12 protein-coding genes and 1 pseudogene are annotated in these 16,822 nt (G+C 65.6%); 4 read left to right on the top strand and 9 right to left on the bottom strand.

Annotation, left to right across the window (positions count from 1 at the left end; all coding sequences use genetic code 11):
- Positions 1-48: 48 nt before the first annotated feature.
- Positions 49-825 carry an IclR family transcriptional regulator gene (locus AC1ZV1_RS17710; protein WP_484292864.1) on the top strand — a complete coding sequence of 259 codons (777 nt, stop codon included), beginning with the start codon at positions 49-51 and terminating at the stop codon, positions 823-825.
- A gap of 6 nt (positions 826-831) precedes the next feature.
- Here AC1ZV1_RS17710 and AC1ZV1_RS17705 read toward each other — a convergent pair whose 3' ends face one another.
- The 6 genes from AC1ZV1_RS17705 to AC1ZV1_RS17680 all read right to left on the bottom strand — a co-directional run bounded on the left by AC1ZV1_RS17705 (position 832) and on the right by AC1ZV1_RS17680 (position 10,689).
- Entirely contained in the window at positions 832-4,800 is a 3,969-nt protein-coding gene (locus AC1ZV1_RS17705) for a response regulator (protein WP_484292863.1), read from the bottom strand.
- Between the two features lie 44 nt (positions 4,801-4,844).
- On the bottom strand, positions 4,845-5,987 hold the full coding sequence (locus AC1ZV1_RS17700) for an HD-GYP domain-containing protein (RefSeq protein ID WP_484292862.1): 1,143 nt from the start codon (positions 5,985-5,987) through the stop codon (positions 4,845-4,847).
- Positions 5,988-6,103: 116 nt separating this feature from the next.
- Positions 6,104-6,235, bottom strand: coding sequence for a hypothetical protein (locus tag AC1ZV1_RS17695; RefSeq protein WP_484292861.1), 132 nt, complete (start codon positions 6,233-6,235; stop codon positions 6,104-6,106).
- Positions 6,236-6,420: 185 nt separating this feature from the next.
- Entirely contained in the window at positions 6,421-7,185 is a 765-nt protein-coding gene (cobF, locus tag AC1ZV1_RS17690; protein ID WP_484292860.1) for a precorrin-6A synthase (deacetylating), read from the bottom strand.
- A gap of 174 nt (positions 7,186-7,359) precedes the next feature.
- Entirely contained in the window at positions 7,360-9,657 is a 2,298-nt protein-coding gene (metE, locus tag AC1ZV1_RS17685) for a 5-methyltetrahydropteroyltriglutamate--homocysteine S-methyltransferase (protein ID WP_484292859.1), read from the bottom strand.
- Between the two features lie 234 nt (positions 9,658-9,891).
- Positions 9,892-10,689, bottom strand: coding sequence for an AraC family transcriptional regulator (locus AC1ZV1_RS17680; protein WP_484292858.1), 798 nt, complete (start codon positions 10,687-10,689; stop codon positions 9,892-9,894).
- 86 nt (positions 10,690-10,775) lie between these two features.
- Between AC1ZV1_RS17680 and panB the strand changes: the two genes are divergently transcribed.
- On the top strand, positions 10,776-11,600 hold the full coding sequence (panB, locus tag AC1ZV1_RS17675; RefSeq protein WP_484292857.1) for a 3-methyl-2-oxobutanoate hydroxymethyltransferase: 825 nt from the start codon (positions 10,776-10,778) through the stop codon (positions 11,598-11,600).
- Between the two features lie 125 nt (positions 11,601-11,725).
- On the opposite strand, the gene AC1ZV1_RS17670 is transcribed toward panB, so the two are convergent.
- Complete coding sequence (locus tag AC1ZV1_RS17670; RefSeq protein ID WP_484292856.1) at positions 11,726-12,394, bottom strand: TIGR04211 family SH3 domain-containing protein; 669 nt, start codon at positions 12,392-12,394, stop codon at positions 11,726-11,728.
- Between the two features lie 317 nt (positions 12,395-12,711).
- On the opposite strand from AC1ZV1_RS17670, the gene AC1ZV1_RS17665 reads away from it, so the two are divergent.
- Positions 12,712-13,047: a DUF2790 domain-containing protein gene (locus AC1ZV1_RS17665; protein ID WP_484292855.1), complete on the top strand. Its 336-nt coding sequence runs from the start codon at positions 12,712-12,714 to the stop codon at positions 13,045-13,047.
- 1 nt (position 13,048) lies between these two features.
- Here AC1ZV1_RS17665 and AC1ZV1_RS17660 read toward each other — a convergent pair.
- Together AC1ZV1_RS17660 and AC1ZV1_RS17655 are read right to left on the bottom strand one after the other, a co-directional pair.
- Positions 13,049-14,438: pseudogene (locus tag AC1ZV1_RS17660) on the bottom strand (heavy metal sensor histidine kinase).
- Entirely contained in the window at positions 14,435-15,109 is a 675-nt protein-coding gene (locus AC1ZV1_RS17655; protein WP_484292854.1) for a heavy metal response regulator transcription factor, read from the bottom strand. Before AC1ZV1_RS17655 ends, AC1ZV1_RS17660 begins: the two are co-directional and overlap by 4 nt.
- A 402-nt stretch (positions 15,110-15,511) precedes the next feature.
- Here AC1ZV1_RS17655 and AC1ZV1_RS17650 point away from each other — a divergent pair, with 402 nt between their 5' ends.
- Positions 15,512-16,759, top strand: a complete 1,248-nt coding sequence (locus tag AC1ZV1_RS17650; RefSeq protein ID WP_484292853.1) for a TolC family protein — start codon at positions 15,512-15,514, stop codon at positions 16,757-16,759.
- Positions 16,760-16,822 lie beyond the last annotated feature (63 nt).

The following is a 16,822-nucleotide window of genomic DNA, read 5'->3' as shown; positions in this document are numbered from 1 at the left end:
TCGATATTTTAAGTCTAATAAGAACCTGATCCTTCGCAAGGACGAGACATGAGCGACAACGAAAACAGCCTGTTCAACCAGTCGCTGGAAAAGGGCCTGGCCGTGCTGCGCGCCTTCAATGCGCGCAATCGCACCATGAACCTGGCAGAAGTGGCGGAAGCCGCCGATATCACCAAGAGCTCCGCGCAGCGAATGATCCACACGCTCGAAGCGCTGGGGTACGTCAGCAAGCACCCACAGACCAAGCGCTTCCAGCTCACCCCGCAGGTGATGGAGATCGGCTACAACTACCTCGCCGCCGACACGCTGGTGGACGTCGCCAACCCTTTCCTCGCAGAACTGGCGCAGACCACCGGCGAGACGACCAACCTCACCGAGCCGGTGCGCACCGACATGCTCTACGTGGCGCGCTTCGTCGGGCCGAAGTTCATCCCCATCCACCTGCCCATCGGCAGCCGCATCCCGATGTACTGCACCGCCTCGGGCCGTGCCTTCCTCAGTGCGCTGAGCGATGACGAGGTGCTGGCACAGTTGCAGGAAAGCGACCTGTCCAGCCATACCCAGTACACGCGCACGTCTCTGGAGGAAATCCTCGCCGAGATCGCCGATATTCGTCGCAAGGGCTATGCGATCAACAGCGAGGAGTTGTTCCTGGGCGACATGGCGGTGGCCGCGCCGGTGCGCAACAGCCAGGGCCGCCCGGTCGCTTCGGTGCACGTGGTGGCGCCCACCAGCCGCTGGACCCGCGAAGAGGCGGAGCGCCGCCTGGCGCCGGCGGCTATCGAGTGCGCACGGGCGATCAGTACGTCGATCAGGACATTATGAGGGCGGTCACGACGGCGCGTGGAGTTGCCCTGGCTCCTCGTCCATGAGTTGTTTCAGATGCACCAGCGCCTGTTCGTAATCGAAGCCCTCGATGGTTTCGGCCATTTTCCTCAGTTGGGCCGCCTTCGGGGGCTCGGTATAGAACCCTGCCAACTGAGCGACCACTTCGCCGGCGCTGGTGTCGCTCTCTGCCAGCAAGGTGCGCAGGCGCCGGAGGAGGGCACTGGCCTGCCCGGCTGACAGGGCGGGCGCTGCTGGTTGCGCCGGGCTGAGATCAGCGTAGTGCTCAAGGCCCGCCAGGACGATGTCCAGCTGCGTCTTCAACTCGACGAGCAGGCGAGAGATCAGCATTTCGTCGATGGGCCCCTGGCAGGCGTCTTCCAGCGTCGTGGCGCTCTTGGCCAGCGTCAGCGCACCGATGTTGGCGGCGGCGCCACGCAGGGTGTGAGCCGCCCGCCGTCGAGCGGTTGGATCGCCTGCCGAATCGAGGGCGCGGAACTCACGGATGAAGTCACGGTAGCTGGTCCGGAAACGTCGAAGCAGCCGCTCGTAGAGGCCTCTCTTGCCAGCGCAGGTCGCCAGTCCCGCAGAGGTGTCGATGCCAGGCAGGTCCGGTTGGCCGACTTCCCGCTCGCCCGCTGCCTGCGACAGGGCGGCGGCCTTTCGCGGCCGTGGTCTGATCCAGCGCGACAGCGTAAGGAACATGCCGGCCGGGTCGATGGGTTTGGCGATGTGGTCGTTCATTCCGGCGGCCAGTACCAGCTCGCGATCGCCGGCCATGTTGTTGGCTGTCATGGCGATGACCGGCAATTGCGCCAGTTCCGGGCGCAGGCGTAGCGCCCGGGTGGCGGCGTAGCCGTCGAGAACGGGCATCTGGCAGTCCATCAGCACGCAATCGAACGCTGGGTCGATGGCCAGTCGGTCCAGCGCTTCCTGGCCATTGCGGGCCAGCACGATCTCGATACCGGCGCTGCCCAGCAGCTCCATGGCCAGCTCCTGATTCAGTTCGTTGTCTTCCACCAGCAACATTCGGCTGCCGGCGATGCTGGCCAGGGCCTCGTCGGTGGCGCTCTGGCGCTCTCGGCTGCGCGGCTCGACGGCGCTCTGCTTGCCCAGAGCGATGTTGATCGACTCCAGCAGGGTAGAGGGCGTCACCGGCTTGGTCAGCACCGTGCCCAGTTCGACGCCGCGCTGCTGGGCGGCATCCAGCGCCTCCTCGCGGCCGAAGGCGGTGACCATGATCACCGCGGGCACCTCCTCGCAGTGGCCTTCGTGCAGCCGCGCGACCACCTCGATGCCATCCATGCCCGGCATCTGCCAGTCCACCAGCACCAACTGGTAGGGCAACTGCCGCTGCTCCGCTTCGCTGATCCACTCCAGTGCTTCGCTGCCATTGCGTGCGACATCCACTTCCAGCCCGTAGCTCAGTGCCATGCCTGAGAGAATCTCCCGCGCCGAGGCGTTGTCGTCGACCACCAGTGCGCGTACCCCAAGCAGTTCGTCAGCGCGCAGCATGCGCCGAGGTGCGGCTGTCTCGGGGATACCGAAGTGTGCGTGGAAGTGGAACACCGAGCCCTTGCCCGGCTCGCTTTCCACCCAGATGCGACCACCCATCAGTTCCACCAGGCTCTTGGAGATCGACAGCCCAAGCCCGGTGCCGCCATAGCGGCGCGAGGTGGACGTGTCGGCCTGGATGAACGACTGGAACATGCGGCCGCATTGCTCGGCGGTCATGCCGATGCCGGTGTCGCGCAGCCAGAAGTGCAGTTCGGCGTCGCCGCTGCCGATCATCACCGGCTCGATGCCCAGGACGATTTCCCCCAGCTCGGTGAACTTCACCGCGTTGTTGCCAAGGTTGAGCAGTATCTGCCCCAGGCGCAGCGGATCGCCCACCAGTGAGGTGGGCAGGCGCTGGTCGAGCTGGAACAGCAGTTCGAGGGAGCGTTCCTCGGCCTTGAAACCGACCAGGGCGGAGAACTGGTCCAACACGTCCTCCAGGCGGAATTCGACGTGCTCCACGCTCATCATCCCGGCCTCGATCTTCGAGAAGTCGAGGATGTCGTTGATGATGCCGAGCAGCCCTTCGGCGGAGCGATTCACCTTCTGCACGTAGTTGTGCTGGCGCGCGTCCAGCCCGCTTTTCAGGGCGAGATTGCTCATGCCGATGATGACGTTCATCGGCGTGCGGATTTCATGGCTCATGTTGGCCAGGAACTCGCTCTTCGCCCGTGTCGCTTCCTCGGCGAGTTCCTTGGCGCGGCGCGTCTGTTGCTCCACCAGCTTGCGCGCGGTGATGTCGTACAGCCAGGCCAGCACGGCAGGTTCTCCGTGGTGGAGGACGGGCAGGTAGGTCGCCAGGATGTCCCGTTCACCGCCATGGCTGTCGTACATGCGGACTTCGCGTTCGATCATCCGCTCGCCTGCCAGCATGTCGTTCCAGATTGTCTCGCGCTCTGCCGGCTCGACATAAAGACCGACCGGGGAATCACCGATGTTCAGGCCGAAGTTCTCGACGAACGCCGGGTTCACCAGGTGCAGGCGGTCGAGGGTGGCGATGGCCACGCTGACCGGGCTGCAGTCGAGGATGTACTGCAAGCGCTTCTCGCTTTCCTGCAGGGCGGCAGCCTGCTGCTCCATCAGCTCGGCCTGGGTCAGGGTTTCCTTCAGCAATTGCTCGGTGCGCGAGGTGCGTTCGAGGATTTCCAGGTTCATCGCCAGCAGCGGCGTGAATTCCTCCAGCAACGCTCGCTGGCTGGGGCTGGGCGGTTGCATCATCTCCAGTGCCATCACGCCGACCAGACGTTCACCGTGGATCAGGGGCAGCACTTCGAGGTACAGCGGGAGGGCATACTCGCCTTCCACGCTGCGTTCGGGCAGGGACAGGCGAATCGGCTCCCGCTGCCGGGCGCATTGGCCGATCAGCCCCTGGCCAATGGGGACGCGGTGGGGCAGGTCCGGTGGTGGGGCGTAGCTGCCCAGCAGGCGCAGCACGGTGCTTTGCTCCTCGTATACATGCAGTGACGCACGGCGCAGGGCCATGGGGACCGCCAGCGAGGACAGGGCGACATCGCCCAGCTGCACGGAGCCGGCGACGGCCTGCATCTGCCCGCTGAGCGCCGCCACCTGGGTCTTGATCCAGCGCTGGTCCGCCATCTGGCGGGCTTCGGACTGCAGGGCGGTAATTGCCCGCGCCATCTCGCCTATCTCGTTGGGGTACTCCTGGAACGGTACCTGCACATCCAGTTCGCCCTTGCTCAGGGCATCCACCGAGAACCGCAGCTGGTCGGCTGGCCGGCGAATCGACTGGCTGATCAGGATGCCGAACAACATGCCGCCGCCAAGGCCCAGCACCAGCAACCAGATGGTCAGCTGGACACTCCGGTAAAAGCGCTCCGTGGCCAGGTTCACTTCCAGATCGGCGCCCTGACGCTTGACCTGAGCCACTTCGGCCAGCGCCTGGTTGGCAACCTCGCCCGGCCGTTGCAGCGCGGTCGAGGAGAGCAGGGCAATGGCGCCCAGGTCGGTGGCCTGGCCGTGGCGGATCGGTTGATCGTTGAGCTCCAGTACGTGCTTGATCTGGTCCTGGTACTCCTCGTAGGCGGCTTCGAAGCGCACCAGCCCTTGCTGGGCGGAGGTCCGGTAGATGAGCGGACGCGCCAGTTCGATTTCCTCGCGGAGATTGCTGCGGACTTCGTTGAACTGCTTGACCGCCTGCGCCCGACCGTTCTCGTCGCCCGCCAGGACGAACTGACGGATGCTGCGCCCCATGCCCGCGAGGGCGACGCGGGCCGCTTCGATGTGCGAGAGACCGAGCATCTCCTTCTCGTAGATCACGTTGATCTGTTCGATCTGCTGGCGCTGTACGTGCAGACCGTACAGGCCAAGGAACAGGGCGAGCAGCAGAATACCGCCGAACCCCAGCACCAGCCGGGTGCGCAACCTGAGGCGCTGGAGAAAACCGAGCGGAGTCAACATCGGGCTGCCTCCTGGCAGGGTTGGTGCGCGTGGGGGGACGGACCTTATGGCTGTCGCGGCAGGTGTGCGGGCCCGGCTGGGGTGTCGTCACTGTCGTTGAAGCGCTCTGCGATGCGACGGAACTCGTCCTGCAGCGTGACGAAGGCATCGACGATGTCCGGATCGAAGTGCAGGCCGCGCTGGGACTGGATGTACTCTGCCGCCACTGCATGGGACATCGCGGGCTTGTAGATCCGTTTGCTGATCAGTGCATCGTAGACATCGGCCACCGCCATCAGCCGGGCTGATAGCGGGATCGCATCACCGGCCAGGCCTTGGGGATAGCCGGAACCGTCCCACTTCTCGTGGTGGCCGTAGGCGATCTGCTTGGCCAGGCGAAGGAAGGGTACGTCCATGCCCAGGCGCTCCTCGGCCTTCTCGAGGGCGTCGAGCCCCAGGGTGGTGTGCGTTTTCATCAGCTCGAACTCCTCGACGGTGAGCTTGCCGGGCTTGAGCAGGATGTGGTCGGGGATGCCGACCTTGCCGATATCGTGCAGAGGGGCAGATTTCAGCAGCAGTTGCCGGGTCTCCTCGTCCAGTTCGCCGACAAAGCGCGGGTGCTCCTTCAGGTGTTCGGCCAGGGCGCTGACGTAATGCTGGGTACGGCGGATGTGGTTGCCGGTCTCGTTGTCGCGGGTCTCGGCGAGGGAGGCCATGGCGATGATGGTGACGTCCTGAATGGCCGCCAGCTCACGGGTACGCCGCTGCACTTCCCGTTCAAGATACTCGTTCTGGTCGCGCAGGAAGTCGGCCGCAGCCTTGATCCGCAGCTGGTTGTCCACCCGCATCAGCACGGTGGGCGGGTTGATCGGCTTGGTCAAATAGTCCACCGCACCGAGTTCCAGGCCGCGAATCTCGTCCTCCGCCGCGCCCTGTGCGGTGATGAAGATCACCGGGATGCGCTGCGTACGGGCGTCTTCGCGCAGGCGCCGACAGACCTCGAAGCCATTCATGCCGGGCATCATCACGTCCAGCAGGATGAGGTCCGGCGGATCGTCGGACTGGGCGATCTGCAGGGCCTTCTCGCCGGTGCGCGCGGCCTTGACGCGGTACAGCAGCTTGAGCAGCTCCGAGAGGAGTGTGAGGTTCTCGGGAGCATCGTCCACGATCAGGATCGTCGGACGTACAACGGGACCAGGTGCATTCATTGACCATCCTCCGCCGAAAGGGGCGCGCCAGAGCAATTCCTTCTGCGCGCCGGATGAGTATAGACCGCGCCAGACGGGCCTCACGGACTGTCCGGAAGGCCTGCCCGGCGGGTACGTCAACCGTTGTGTTCCACCTCGACGAAATGCCGCGTGCCGGCCTCGACGTCATACAGGTGGTCGTTGTTCATTGCGCGCGTAGTGGAACGGTCGCTCTGAGTAGTGGCGCGCTTGGAGGACGTTACCGGCATGTGCCAGCAGCTCCATCATGAAGGGCGCCAGCGAGGCCACGCACCGGCAGGGTTCGGATTCCTGCCGGCTCAACTGGGTGGCGTGTTCGATGAAGCGGGCAACGGTGGCGTTGGACATGAGCGGTGCGCTCCGGCGAGCGTTGGCGACACGACGACCTCACTCTAGCCGCTTTTGCCGGCGCTGCTCAGCTGTCCTCTGACGTGCGCCGTAGCAGGTAGGTGTCCATGATCCAGCCGTTGGCCTCGCGGGCTGCCTGGCGGGTGCGCTGGATCTCCTCGCCGACCTCGACGAGTCGTCCGCTGTGCAGGATTTCGTCCGGTGTACCGACATAGGCGCCCCAGTAGATGTCCAGTGTCGGGTCGTCCAGCTGGCGGTAGGTGTCTTCGGCGTCGAGCATCACCACGACGCTCTCGGCATTGCTCGGGAAGCCCTCCGCCAGGCGTCGGCCGGTGGTGATCTGCACCGATTGGCCGATCGCGTTCAGCGGCACCTTGTGGCGCGCCGCCAGCGCCTGGACGCTGGTGATGCCGGGGATCACCTGGTGCTCGAAGCCTATCCGCCCCTCGCGCAGGATGGCGTTGAGGATGCGCAAGGTGCTGTCGTACAGCGACGGGTCGCCCCAGACGAGGAAGGCGCCGCACTGGCCGTCCTGCAGTTCCGATTCGATCAGACGCTCGAAAACCTGCTGCTTGGCCTGGTTGAGGCCGCGCACTTGTCCGGCGTATTCGCCGTCGCGCACGCGCTCGGGACTGTCGGCTTCGACAATCCGGTAGCCGGTGCGGGAGACGTAGCGTTCGAGGATGTCCCGGCGCAGCTGGATCAGCTTGTCCTTGCTCGCGCCCTTGTCCAGGAGGAAGAACACGTCCGCGCGGTTCATCGCGTTGATGGCCTGGACGGTGAGGTACTCGGGGTCGCCCGCGCCGATGCCGATGATGAGCAGCTGCTTCATGTCTGGTCCTGCGTGCCTGGGTTGGAAGGGCTCCAAGATTACGCCGGTCGGGCGCCATGCTCATCTGCCGGATCGACGCGGTATCTGGACCGTTCCCGGCTCGGCCCGGCGCTCCTACACGGGGGTACGCGGATGCCTGCGAGCTGATGAACACCCCCGTAGGATGGCGTCCTCTCAGCCCAGCAGCGCCACATCCTTGCGCAGCTCACGGGCGGCCGCGACCATGTTCACCAGCGCCGCTTCGGTCTCGGGCCAGCTTCGCGTCTTCAAGCCGCAGTCCGGGTTGACCCACAGGCGCTCGGCGGGAATGCGCTGTGCCGCCTTGCGCAGCAGCTTGACCATCTCCTCCTTGCCCGGCACGCGCGGCGAGTGGATGTCGTAGACGCCCGGGCCGATCTCGTTGGGGTACTCGAACTTCTCGAAAGCCTCCAGCAGCTCCATGTCCGACCGCGACGTCTCGATGGTGATCACGTCGGCATCCATGGCCGCGATGGATTCGATCACGTCGTTGAACTCGCTGTAGCACATGTGGGTGTGGATCTGGGTTTCGTCACGCACACCCGATGCGCACAGGCGGAAGGCTTCGGTCGCCCAGTCCAGGTAGCGAGCCCAGTCGCCGCGGCGCAGTGGCAGGCCCTCGCGGAAGGCGGCTTCGTCGATCTGCACGATCCGGATGCCCGCGTGCTCCAGGTCGACGACCTCGTCGCGGATGGCCAGGGCGAGCTGGCGCGCCTGCACCTCGCGGGAGACGTCCTCGCGCGGGAAGGACCACATCAGCATGGTCACCGGGCCGGTCAGCATGCCCTTCATGACCTTGCAGGTAAGGCTCTGGGCGTAGGTGATCCACTCCACGGTCATGGCTTTCGGACGGCTCAGGTCGCCGTAGATCACCGCCGGTTTCACGCAGCGCGAGCCGTAGCTCTGCACCCAGCCGAAACGGGTAAAGAGGTAGCCGTCGAGCTGCTCGGCGAAGTACTCGACCATGTCGTTGCGCTCGGCTTCGCCGTGCACCAGCACGTCCAGCCCCAGCTGTTCCTGGATCTCCACGGCATGGCGGATTTCGCTGTGCATGGCCTCGGTGTAGTCGGCGGCGCTGAGCTTGCCCTGCCTGAAGGCCTGGCGCGCGAGACGGATGGCCGAGGTCTGCGGGAAGGAGCCGATGGTCGTGGTGGGGAAGTCCGGCAGGTCCAGGCCGGCACGCTGCTGGAGGATGCGCTCGGCGAAGGGCGAACGGCGCTGGCTGTCGGTGGCTTTCACCGCGGCCAGACGCGCTTTCACCGTCGGCTTGTGGATGCGCGGCGACGCGGCGCGGCTGGCCTGTACGGCGCGGCTCTGCTGCAGTGCGGCCGTCACTTCCGGGGCGTCGGGCGCGTTGATGGCACGGGCGAGTACGGCCACCTCGGCACACTTCTGCACGGCGAACGCCAGCCAGCTCTTCAGCTCGGCATCCAGCTTGTCCTCGCGCTCCAGGTCCACCGGGCTGTGCAGCAGCGAGCAGGACGGTGCGACCCACAGGCGGTCGCCGACGCGGTCATGGGCGTGGCGCAGGACGTCCAGGGCCTTCTCGAGGTCGCAGCGCCAGACGTTGCGACCATTGACCACGCCGAGCGAGAGCACCTTGTAGGCCGGCAGGCGGTCGAGGATGGTCGGGAACTGCTCGGGGGCGCGGACCAGATCCAGGTGCAGGCCGTCCACCGGCAGGCCGGCGGCCAGTCCCAGGTTGTCATCCAGGCCGCCGAAGTAGGTGGCGACGAGCTTCTTCAGCGGCTCGCTCTGCAGCAGGTTGTAGGTGCGCTCGAAGGCATTCTTCCAGTCCTGCGGCAGGTCGAGGGCGAGGATCGGTTCGTCGATCTGCACCCACTCCACGCCCTGTGCGGCGAGGCGACGGAAGATCTGGCCGTAGAGTGGCAGCAGGCGCTCAACCAGGTCGAGCTTGTCGAAGTCGTCGCCCTTGGTCTTGCCCAGCCAGAGGTAGGTCAGCGGGCCGATCACCACCGGTTTGACGGTGTAACCGAGTGCTTTCGCCTCATCGACCTCTTCGAAGAGCTGTTCCCAGCTCAGCTCGAACTGCTGGTCGGCGCTGAACTCGGGGACGAGGTAGTGGTAGTTGGTGTCGAACCACTTGGTCATCTCCTGAGCGTGAGCCCCACAGCAGCCGGCACTGACGCCCCGTGCCATGGCGAACAGGGTCTGCAGGGTCGGCTTCGCGTCACCGTGAGCGCGGAAGCGCTCCGGGATCACGCCGAAGGTCAGCGAGTGGGTCAGCACCTGGTCGTACCAGGCGAAGTCGCCTACCGGCAGCAGCTCGATACCGGCGTTCTTCTGCACTTGCCAGTGGGCGGCGCGCAGTTCGCGGCCGACGGCGCGCAGGCCGGCTTCGTCCAGTTCGCCCTTCCAGAACGCTTCCTGGGCTTTCTTCAGCTCGCGGTCGCGGCCGATGCGGGGGAAGCCGAGGTTGTGTGCCAGCGCCATGTGAATCTCTCCAGTGAATCAACGATGGCGAAATTCTCCGGGTGTAGGCTTTATGAAACAAACTCAATGTTTTCGTGATGAACACAAGAAATTCTCATGTTGATCGAGCTCAGCAATGCAGGCGCGGGCCATGCCCGCGATCGCGGATAGGGTCCGCGCCAACCGCCACGCGCTCTGTCGCAGGCCTGGCCAGTTCCTGCAGGTGAGCTTCGGCGTCTTCCGGCGCGGGCGTGGCTAGCCGCCACCCGCCCGCATCTGCCGCGCCAACGCTCCAGGCGAGGTGTGGAGCTGGCGCTGGAACAGCTCGATGAAGGCCGAGGTGGATTCATAGCCCAGCTCGCCGGCGATCAGCGTCACCGATTCGCCGCGCTCCAGCCTCGGCAGCGCCGCGAGCAGGCGGACGCGTTCCCGCCATTCGCGGAAGGACAGCCCGGTCTCGTCGCGGAACAGCCGCGCCAGGGTACGTCGCGAGGCCCCGACGCGCTGCGCCCAGTCCTCTATTCCCAGGCGCTCGCCGGGGCACGCCTGCAGGTGATCGGTGACGCGCCGCAGCCGGGCGTCGCGTGGCAGCGGCAGGGCCAGGCCCGAGTCCGGGGCGTTGTGCAGTTCATCCACCAGCACCTGCAGGAGCCGGGCTTCCGGACCTTCATCGGGGTAGTCGCGGGGAAACTCGCTGGCGCGCTGGATGAGGCTGTCCAGCAGCGGCGAGATTTCCAGTACGCGACATCGGCCAAGGCCAACCGCCAGCGCCGGCGCCAGGTAGACGCTGCGGTGTACCACCAGCGTGCGCGCGCGGGCGCTGTGGCGAACGCCGGCGGGCAGCCACATGGCGCGGCGGGGCGGAATCACGCAGGCGTGCTCGTCGGTCGTTGCTTCGAGCACGCCGCCAGCGGCATACATCAGCTGGCCCCAGGGGTGGCAATGCGGCTCCACTTCATGGCCGGCGGGCATGTCGAAGGCCCGCAGCCACACGGGCCGGGGCAGGGAAGTAAAGCCAGGAAGCGCCAGTGCATCCTGTCCCGCAGGCGGCATAGCTTGTCTCACTGTCGGAAGTGGGTCATGGAGGGCCGATGGTAGCGTTTTCCCCGGCCAAATCCAGCCCGACGCAGGAGAGTCCGATGAGCATTCACCGCCCCCAACAACGCCTGTCCACCCTGGACATCCGCCGGCGCCGCGAGCCCGGCAGCCTGGTTGTGCTGACCGCCTATTCGGCGCCCATGGCACGACTGCTCGACCCGCACGTCGACGTGCTGCTGGTGGGGGATTCACTGGGCATGGTCCTCTACGGCATGCCCCACACGCTGGCGGTCAGCCTGGACACCATGATCGCCCACGGCGCCGCGGTGGTCCGCGGCTCGCAACGGGCGTGCGTGGTGGTGGACATGCCGTTCGGCAGTTACCAGGCCTCGCCGCAGCAGGCCTTCCTTGCCGCCTCACGGGTACTTGCCGAAAGCGGCGCGCAGGCGGTGAAGCTCGAAGGCGGGGCGGAGATGGCCGAGACCATCGCCTTCCTCGTCGAGCGCGGCATCCCGGTGCTCGCGCATGTCGGCCTGATGCCGCAGAAGGTCAACGCCCTGGGTGGCTTCAAGGTACAAGGCAAGGAAGAGGCCGGCGCCGCCCTGGTGCTGCGCGATGCCGAGGCTGTGGCTGCGGCTGGCGCCTTCAGCGTGGTGCTCGAGGGCGTGCTGGAGGCTGTGGCGCAGCAGGTGTGTGAGCGCCTGGATATCCCGGTGATCGGCATCGGCGCCTCACCGGCCTGTGCCGGGCAGGTACTGGTGACCGAGGACATGCTGGGGTTGTCAGGCGAGCAGATTCCTCGCTTTGCGCAGCAATACGTGCGGGTGGACGAGCTGATCGGCGCGGCGGCCGAGCGGTTCGCCAGCGAGGTGCGCGAGCGCCGGTTTCCGCAGGCGCGGCATTGTTTCGGGATGGCGAAGGCCTGAGGTCGGTGCGTGGGGCCTGATGCCGGCCCTGGCGACGGATCGCGGGCGAGGCCCCCGTGCAGGTCACCGCTGGAGACGCCCATGGGCGCCCCTGCAGGTTTCCGGAGTGATGCGGCGCGGTGGCGTCAGACCCACTCGGTGCTGCGTTTGCGGCGCACGCGCAGCATGGTTGGCAGGATCAGGCCGGCCAGCAGGCCGGCGCCGGCGATGCTGCCGCCGTAGGCCATGTAGCGCATCAGCACCTGCTTGTTCTCGTCGCCGAGTTGCGCCTGGGCGTCGCGCAGTTGGGAGCGTGCCTGGTTCAGCTCGGCGTCCAGTGCGCTGCGGGCTTCCTGCAGTTCATCGATGAGCTTCTTGCGTGCGTCGAGGGTTTCCTGCATGCCCTGAACGCGGTTTTTCCAGGAATCGTCGATGGTCTGCAACTGGGTGGTCAACTCGGTGACCTTCTGCTCCAACGCCGGCAGGCGCTCGGCCTGGCCGGGCTTTTCCTGCAGGTCCTTGCTGGCGATCCATACGGTGCTGCCGCTGTCGCTGCGCACCTGGCTGTAGTCACCGGAGGTGCTGACCAGTTGGACCTTCTGCCCGGAGGTCAGCGTGCCGACGATACGGTAACCATCGGTGGGGCCGCTGCGTACATAAGTGCTCAGGCTGTCGTTCACCCAGCGCGCGTTGCCAGCGGGCTCCTCGGCCTGGGCCGAGGTACCGGCTGCCAGCACGGCGGCAAACAGGCAGGCACCCAGGGCGCGAGTCTTGAGGGGAGAAACTTGAGCGGGGAAGCGACGCAATAGGGACATGGGCACTCTTCACATGACTTGGAACGAAACCCGCCTTGCGGGAGCGAATACGTCGGCCGGGCGAATTATTCAGAACTGGCAGGTTCAGGACTGTCCGGGTGGCCAGTGGCCAGAGGCGCCACCCGGGGGGCCGACAGCACACAGACAGTTGTGGGACGCCGAGAGTTCACCAGTGTGAATTTGTACGGATGAGTGGTGGAAAATCGCCGAATTGGGGAAGGCTCCGGATTACCGAATCGTCATCCATTTCTCAGCTTCCCGTTAGCGGCAGACTTTTAAGGTGGAGTCACTTCCAATCTGTCCCTGAGGTGACTGCGATGAAACGCTCCCGCATCTTCCTGTTTTCTGCCCTGCTGGGCATGTCCTCCCTGTCGCTGGCCGACGGCGGCGGCGACATCACCTTTGCTCGCATGGAGCAGGCACGTCAGCAAGCCATGCAGGCCCGGCAAAGCGACCCCACGCCAACGCAGCTGGCGGAGGTGAAGCAATACACCTATGGGATGAACCTGGATATCGCCGAAGTCGTCGCGGTGACACCGATGAGCACGGGCTGCGGCGTGGTACCGGTGCAACTGCGTTACAGGGACTCCTTCGGCGAGGAGCAGGCCATCGAGTATCGCGCCGAGCGCGTGGCCTGTCGCGCCACCCGCTGATTCAGTCGGGTGAGGAGGGAAATGTCAGGAGGAAGCGCGTCGGCCCTTCCTCCGAGCTCTGCACGCTGGCCGCGCCCAGGTGCAGCTCCATGATCGAGCGGACGATCGCCAACCCCAGGCCGGTCCCGCCCTGGGCCCGCGAGCGGCTCTTGTCTACCCGGTAGAAGCGCTCGAACAGATGCGGCAGGTGCTCGGCAGCGATACCTGCTCCCGGGTTCTGCACCTGCAGTGTCACGGCGTCGCCATCGTCCAGTACCTGCACGTCGATGCGACCACCTTCGGGTGTATGGCGAATGGCATTGGACAGCAGGTTGGAGATCGCACGCTGGATCATCAGGCGGTCGCCTGTTACTTGCCCGTGCCCTTCGACGCTGATGCACAGCGACTTCTCTTCGGCGCTGAAATCGAACAGTTCGGCGACCTTCGTCGCCTCCTTTTCCAGTTGCACCGGCTCCTGCGGCAACAGTGCACGCGGGTGGCTGACCTGGGCGAGGAACAGCATGTCGCTGACGATCCGCCCGACCCGCTCCAGCTCCTCGGTGCTTGCGACCAGCACCGCTTCGTACTCGTCCTTTGTCCTTGATCGCGTCAGCGTTACCTGGGCCTTGCCCAGCAGGTTGCCGATAGGCGAGCGCAGCTCGTGGGCGATGTCATCCGAGAACTGCGTCAGCTGCTGCACGCCGTTATCCAGCCTGTGCAGCATCAGATTCAGCGCCCGCGCGGCCTTGCCCAGTTCCCGCGGCAGATCCTGCAACGGTATGCGGTGGCTGAGGTCCTGGGTGGTGACCAGCGACGCCACCTGGCCGAATTGCCGCAACGGCAATAGGCCTCGCTTGGCCACCAGCCGCGCACCGAGGGCGATCAGGAGCAGCAATGGCGGTATGGCCAGCCACGCCGAGCGCAGGAAGGCACCGAGCAGGGCGTCGTCGTCGCGCCGGTCCAGTGTCAGGAAGATCCGCAGGCAGGGTATTGCCGTCGCGCAGGCGTACCAGACTGCGTTCGGTGAGCAGGCGGCGTCCGTCCGACGAGGTCCAGCCGAAGGCTCGGCCGTCACCGGCGATCCTGTCGAGAACTGCCAGGTCGCGGATCGGCCCGCTATTGAACTGCGCCGGCCGGCCAGGGCGCTCATCGAGTAGCGTGGCGCTCAGGTTATCGTGGCCCATCAACTGGTCCTGCAGGGAATGGCCGCGCAGAGGCAGGGCGGCCAGGCCGGGGTCGGCGTCGAGGGTGTGGCGCAGTTGCCCCAGCTTGTCGTTCAGTTCGCGGTGGGCGCGCAGGTCCAGTTGGTGGTCGAGCGCGAGGTAGGCGAGCGTGATCAGCAGGAACATCAGCACCGAACCCAGAATGCCGACCCATCGGCCGATGCGCAGCGACAGACTGGCCGGCTTCATGCGCGGGACTCCAGCACGTAGCCGACCCCGCGCAGGGTATGGATCAGCTTGTCGGCGAACGGGTCATCGATCTTGGCGCGCAGGCGGCGGATGGTGACTTCCACCACGTTGGTGTCACAGTCGAAGTTCATGTCCCATACCAGCGAGATGATCTGCGTCCGCGACAGCACTTCGCCGCTGCGGCTCATCAGCAGGTGCAGCAGCGCAAACTCCTTGCTGGTCAGGTCGATCCGTTTGCTGTCCCGGTAGGCGCGATGGCGCCCAGGGTCCAGCTCCAGCCCGCCGATCTCCAGCACCTGGGGCTGATCGATACGCTCGCTGCGGCGCAGCAGCGAACGTACCCGGGCCAGCAGTTCAGGGAATTCGAAAGGCTTGAGCAGGTAGTCGTCGGCGCCCAGGTCGAACCCTTTCACGCGCTCGGTGAGACGGCTTCGGGCGGTGAGCATCATCACGCGGATATCGCTGTGCTGGCGCAGGCTGGCGAGCACATCCCAGCCGTCCATCTGCGGCAGGTTCACATCGAGGATGATCAGGTCGTAGGTGCATTGCCGGGCCAGATGCAGCCCGTCGACGCCATTGTCGGCGCGGTCGACGACATAGCCGCTTTCGCTCAGCCCCTGTTGCAGGTAATCGGCCGTCTTGTGGTCGTCCTCGATGAGCAGGATTTTCATGGATAGTTACTCGGTAATGACGTGAATAACGGTGCAGCAGAGGCAGGAAACTTCATGCCCGCTGCAAAAGGCGGGCGCAGTCTAGAAGCTGTAGCAACTTCAGGGTCAATCGTGATGAGTTCACATTCCTGGTTCTGAAATGGATTCTGAAAGTGGTGCAGGTGTCTGATCTGTAAGGAATTGTGTGTAGAAGCGATTTGAGCTGGAGTGTTGTTGATTGTTTCCTGAAATGACCTTGAACAGGCGCTGGGCCTTTTTAAATACATACAACGGGAAGTCGGCCACTGGCCAATTACATGTTTGTAATTATCCAGTCACCTTGTCGCTAGAGAGGCACTTCTAGATTCGCCGGTGGAAATGACGGGAAACCGTCGAAGTTGACTCCACCGTGCGAGGTTCGCCGTGTTTTCAAAACGTTCTGGATTCGCTGCGCCGGCAACATTGCTCGCGCTGCTGCTTTGGCAGCTCCCGGCCTGGGCGCTGGCCCGAGAGATCGGTATCGACGATGCCCTGCAGGCCGCCGCCGGCAGCAACCCCGAGCTCGCTGCAAGCGCCCGGGACATCGGCATCGCCCAGGGGTTGCGTGAACAGGCAGGCCTTCTGCGCAACCCGACTCTGTCGTGGGGGCAGGAGGGCACCGAGTCGCGCAATCGCACCACCACCATCGCCATCAGTCAGCCGCTGGGACTGGGAGGCCAGCGCCGTGCGCGCGTGGCGCTGGCCGAGCGAGGTCAGGAGGCCGCGATACTGAGCGCGCAGGCCCGTCACAACCAGTTGCGCGGTGAGGTCATCAGCGCGTTCTACGCGGCCTTGCGTGCGCAGGAGCGGGAGCGCCTGGCGCTGCAGTCTGTCGAACTGGCGCAACGCGGTGTAGCGGCAGCGGAAGGTCGCGTGCGGGCCGGCAAGGCACCGCCGCTGGAGGCCAAGCGTGCGCAGGTGCAACTGGCCGAGGTGCGCCTGGAGCAGGATCGCGCCCGCAGGGAGCGAGCCGATGCCAATCAGGCGCTGGCGACGTTGATGGGGCGGGCTTCGCCTGACTTCACGGGGGTACGCGACGACAGCGGCCGCTCCCTGCCTGCAGTGCCCAATCCCGATGAGCTGATGCGCCGGTTGGGCGACAGCGCGGAGATGCGCCTGGCACAAACCCGCATCGACGAAGGTGAGGCTGCGGTACGTCTGGCGAAGACCCAGCGCATTCCCGATCTCGATGTCAGTCTCGGCACCCAGGAAGCCATCGACGCCGGCAACCGTGACCGTATCGCGGTCATCGGTCTGAGCCTGCCATTGCCGCTGTTCGACCGCAACCAGGGCAACATCCTCGCCGAGTCGCGCCGCGCCGACCAGGCCCGCGACCTGCGCAATGCCACCGAGTTGCGCCTGCGCCAGGAAACCCAGCAGGCGCTGCAGCAGTGGGGCACTGCCCAGAGCGAGGTGGATGCCTTCCGCCAGACCATCCTGCCGAACGCCCAGACCGCCGTGGAAAGCGCTACGCGTGGCTTCGAGATGGGCAAGTTCGGCTTTCTCGACGTGCTCGACGCCCAGCGCACACTGATCACCGCGCGTGACCAGTATCTGCGTGCGCTGGCCCAGGTCAGCGACGCCTGGGGGCGCATCGAGCGGGTTTACGGCGATGTCGACGCGGCGCTCTAAGGTGTGTCGCGCCTGGCTTGGTTTATTGCTCGCGACCCTGACGCCATCCGCCGCCGCGCCGAC

Source organism: Pseudomonas sp. BB438, assembly GCF_057180225.1.
This window is presented reverse-complemented; position numbering and strand designations above follow the sequence as displayed.

What these genes read in the sequence shown, in the direction of transcription:
- AC1ZV1_RS17710 (WP_484292864.1), top strand. Translation starts at nt 49, where the DNA reads ATGAGCGACAACGAAAACAGCCTGTTCAACCAGTCGCTGGAAAAGGGC.
- AC1ZV1_RS17705 (WP_484292863.1), bottom strand. Translation starts at nt 4,800, where the DNA reads ATGTTGACTCCGCTCGGTTTTCTCCAGCGCCTCAGGTTGCGCACCCGG.
- AC1ZV1_RS17700 (WP_484292862.1), bottom strand. Translation starts at nt 5,987, where the DNA reads ATGAATGCACCTGGTCCCGTTGTACGTCCGACGATCCTGATCGTGGAC.
- AC1ZV1_RS17695 (WP_484292861.1), bottom strand. Translation starts at nt 6,235, where the DNA reads ATGCCGGTAACGTCCTCCAAGCGCGCCACTACTCAGAGCGACCGTTCC.
- cobF (WP_484292860.1), bottom strand. Translation starts at nt 7,185, where the DNA reads ATGAAGCAGCTGCTCATCATCGGCATCGGCGCGGGCGACCCCGAGTAC.
- metE (WP_484292859.1), bottom strand. Translation starts at nt 9,657, where the DNA reads ATGGCGCTGGCACACAACCTCGGCTTCCCCCGCATCGGCCGCGACCGC.
- AC1ZV1_RS17680 (WP_484292858.1), bottom strand. Translation starts at nt 10,689, where the DNA reads ATGCCGCCTGCGGGACAGGATGCACTGGCGCTTCCTGGCTTTACTTCC.
- panB (WP_484292857.1), top strand. Translation starts at nt 10,776, where the DNA reads ATGAGCATTCACCGCCCCCAACAACGCCTGTCCACCCTGGACATCCGC.
- AC1ZV1_RS17670 (WP_484292856.1), bottom strand. Translation starts at nt 12,394, where the DNA reads ATGTCCCTATTGCGTCGCTTCCCCGCTCAAGTTTCTCCCCTCAAGACT.
- AC1ZV1_RS17665 (WP_484292855.1), top strand. Translation starts at nt 12,712, where the DNA reads ATGAAACGCTCCCGCATCTTCCTGTTTTCTGCCCTGCTGGGCATGTCC.
- AC1ZV1_RS17655 (WP_484292854.1), bottom strand. Translation starts at nt 15,109, where the DNA reads ATGAAAATCCTGCTCATCGAGGACGACCACAAGACGGCCGATTACCTG.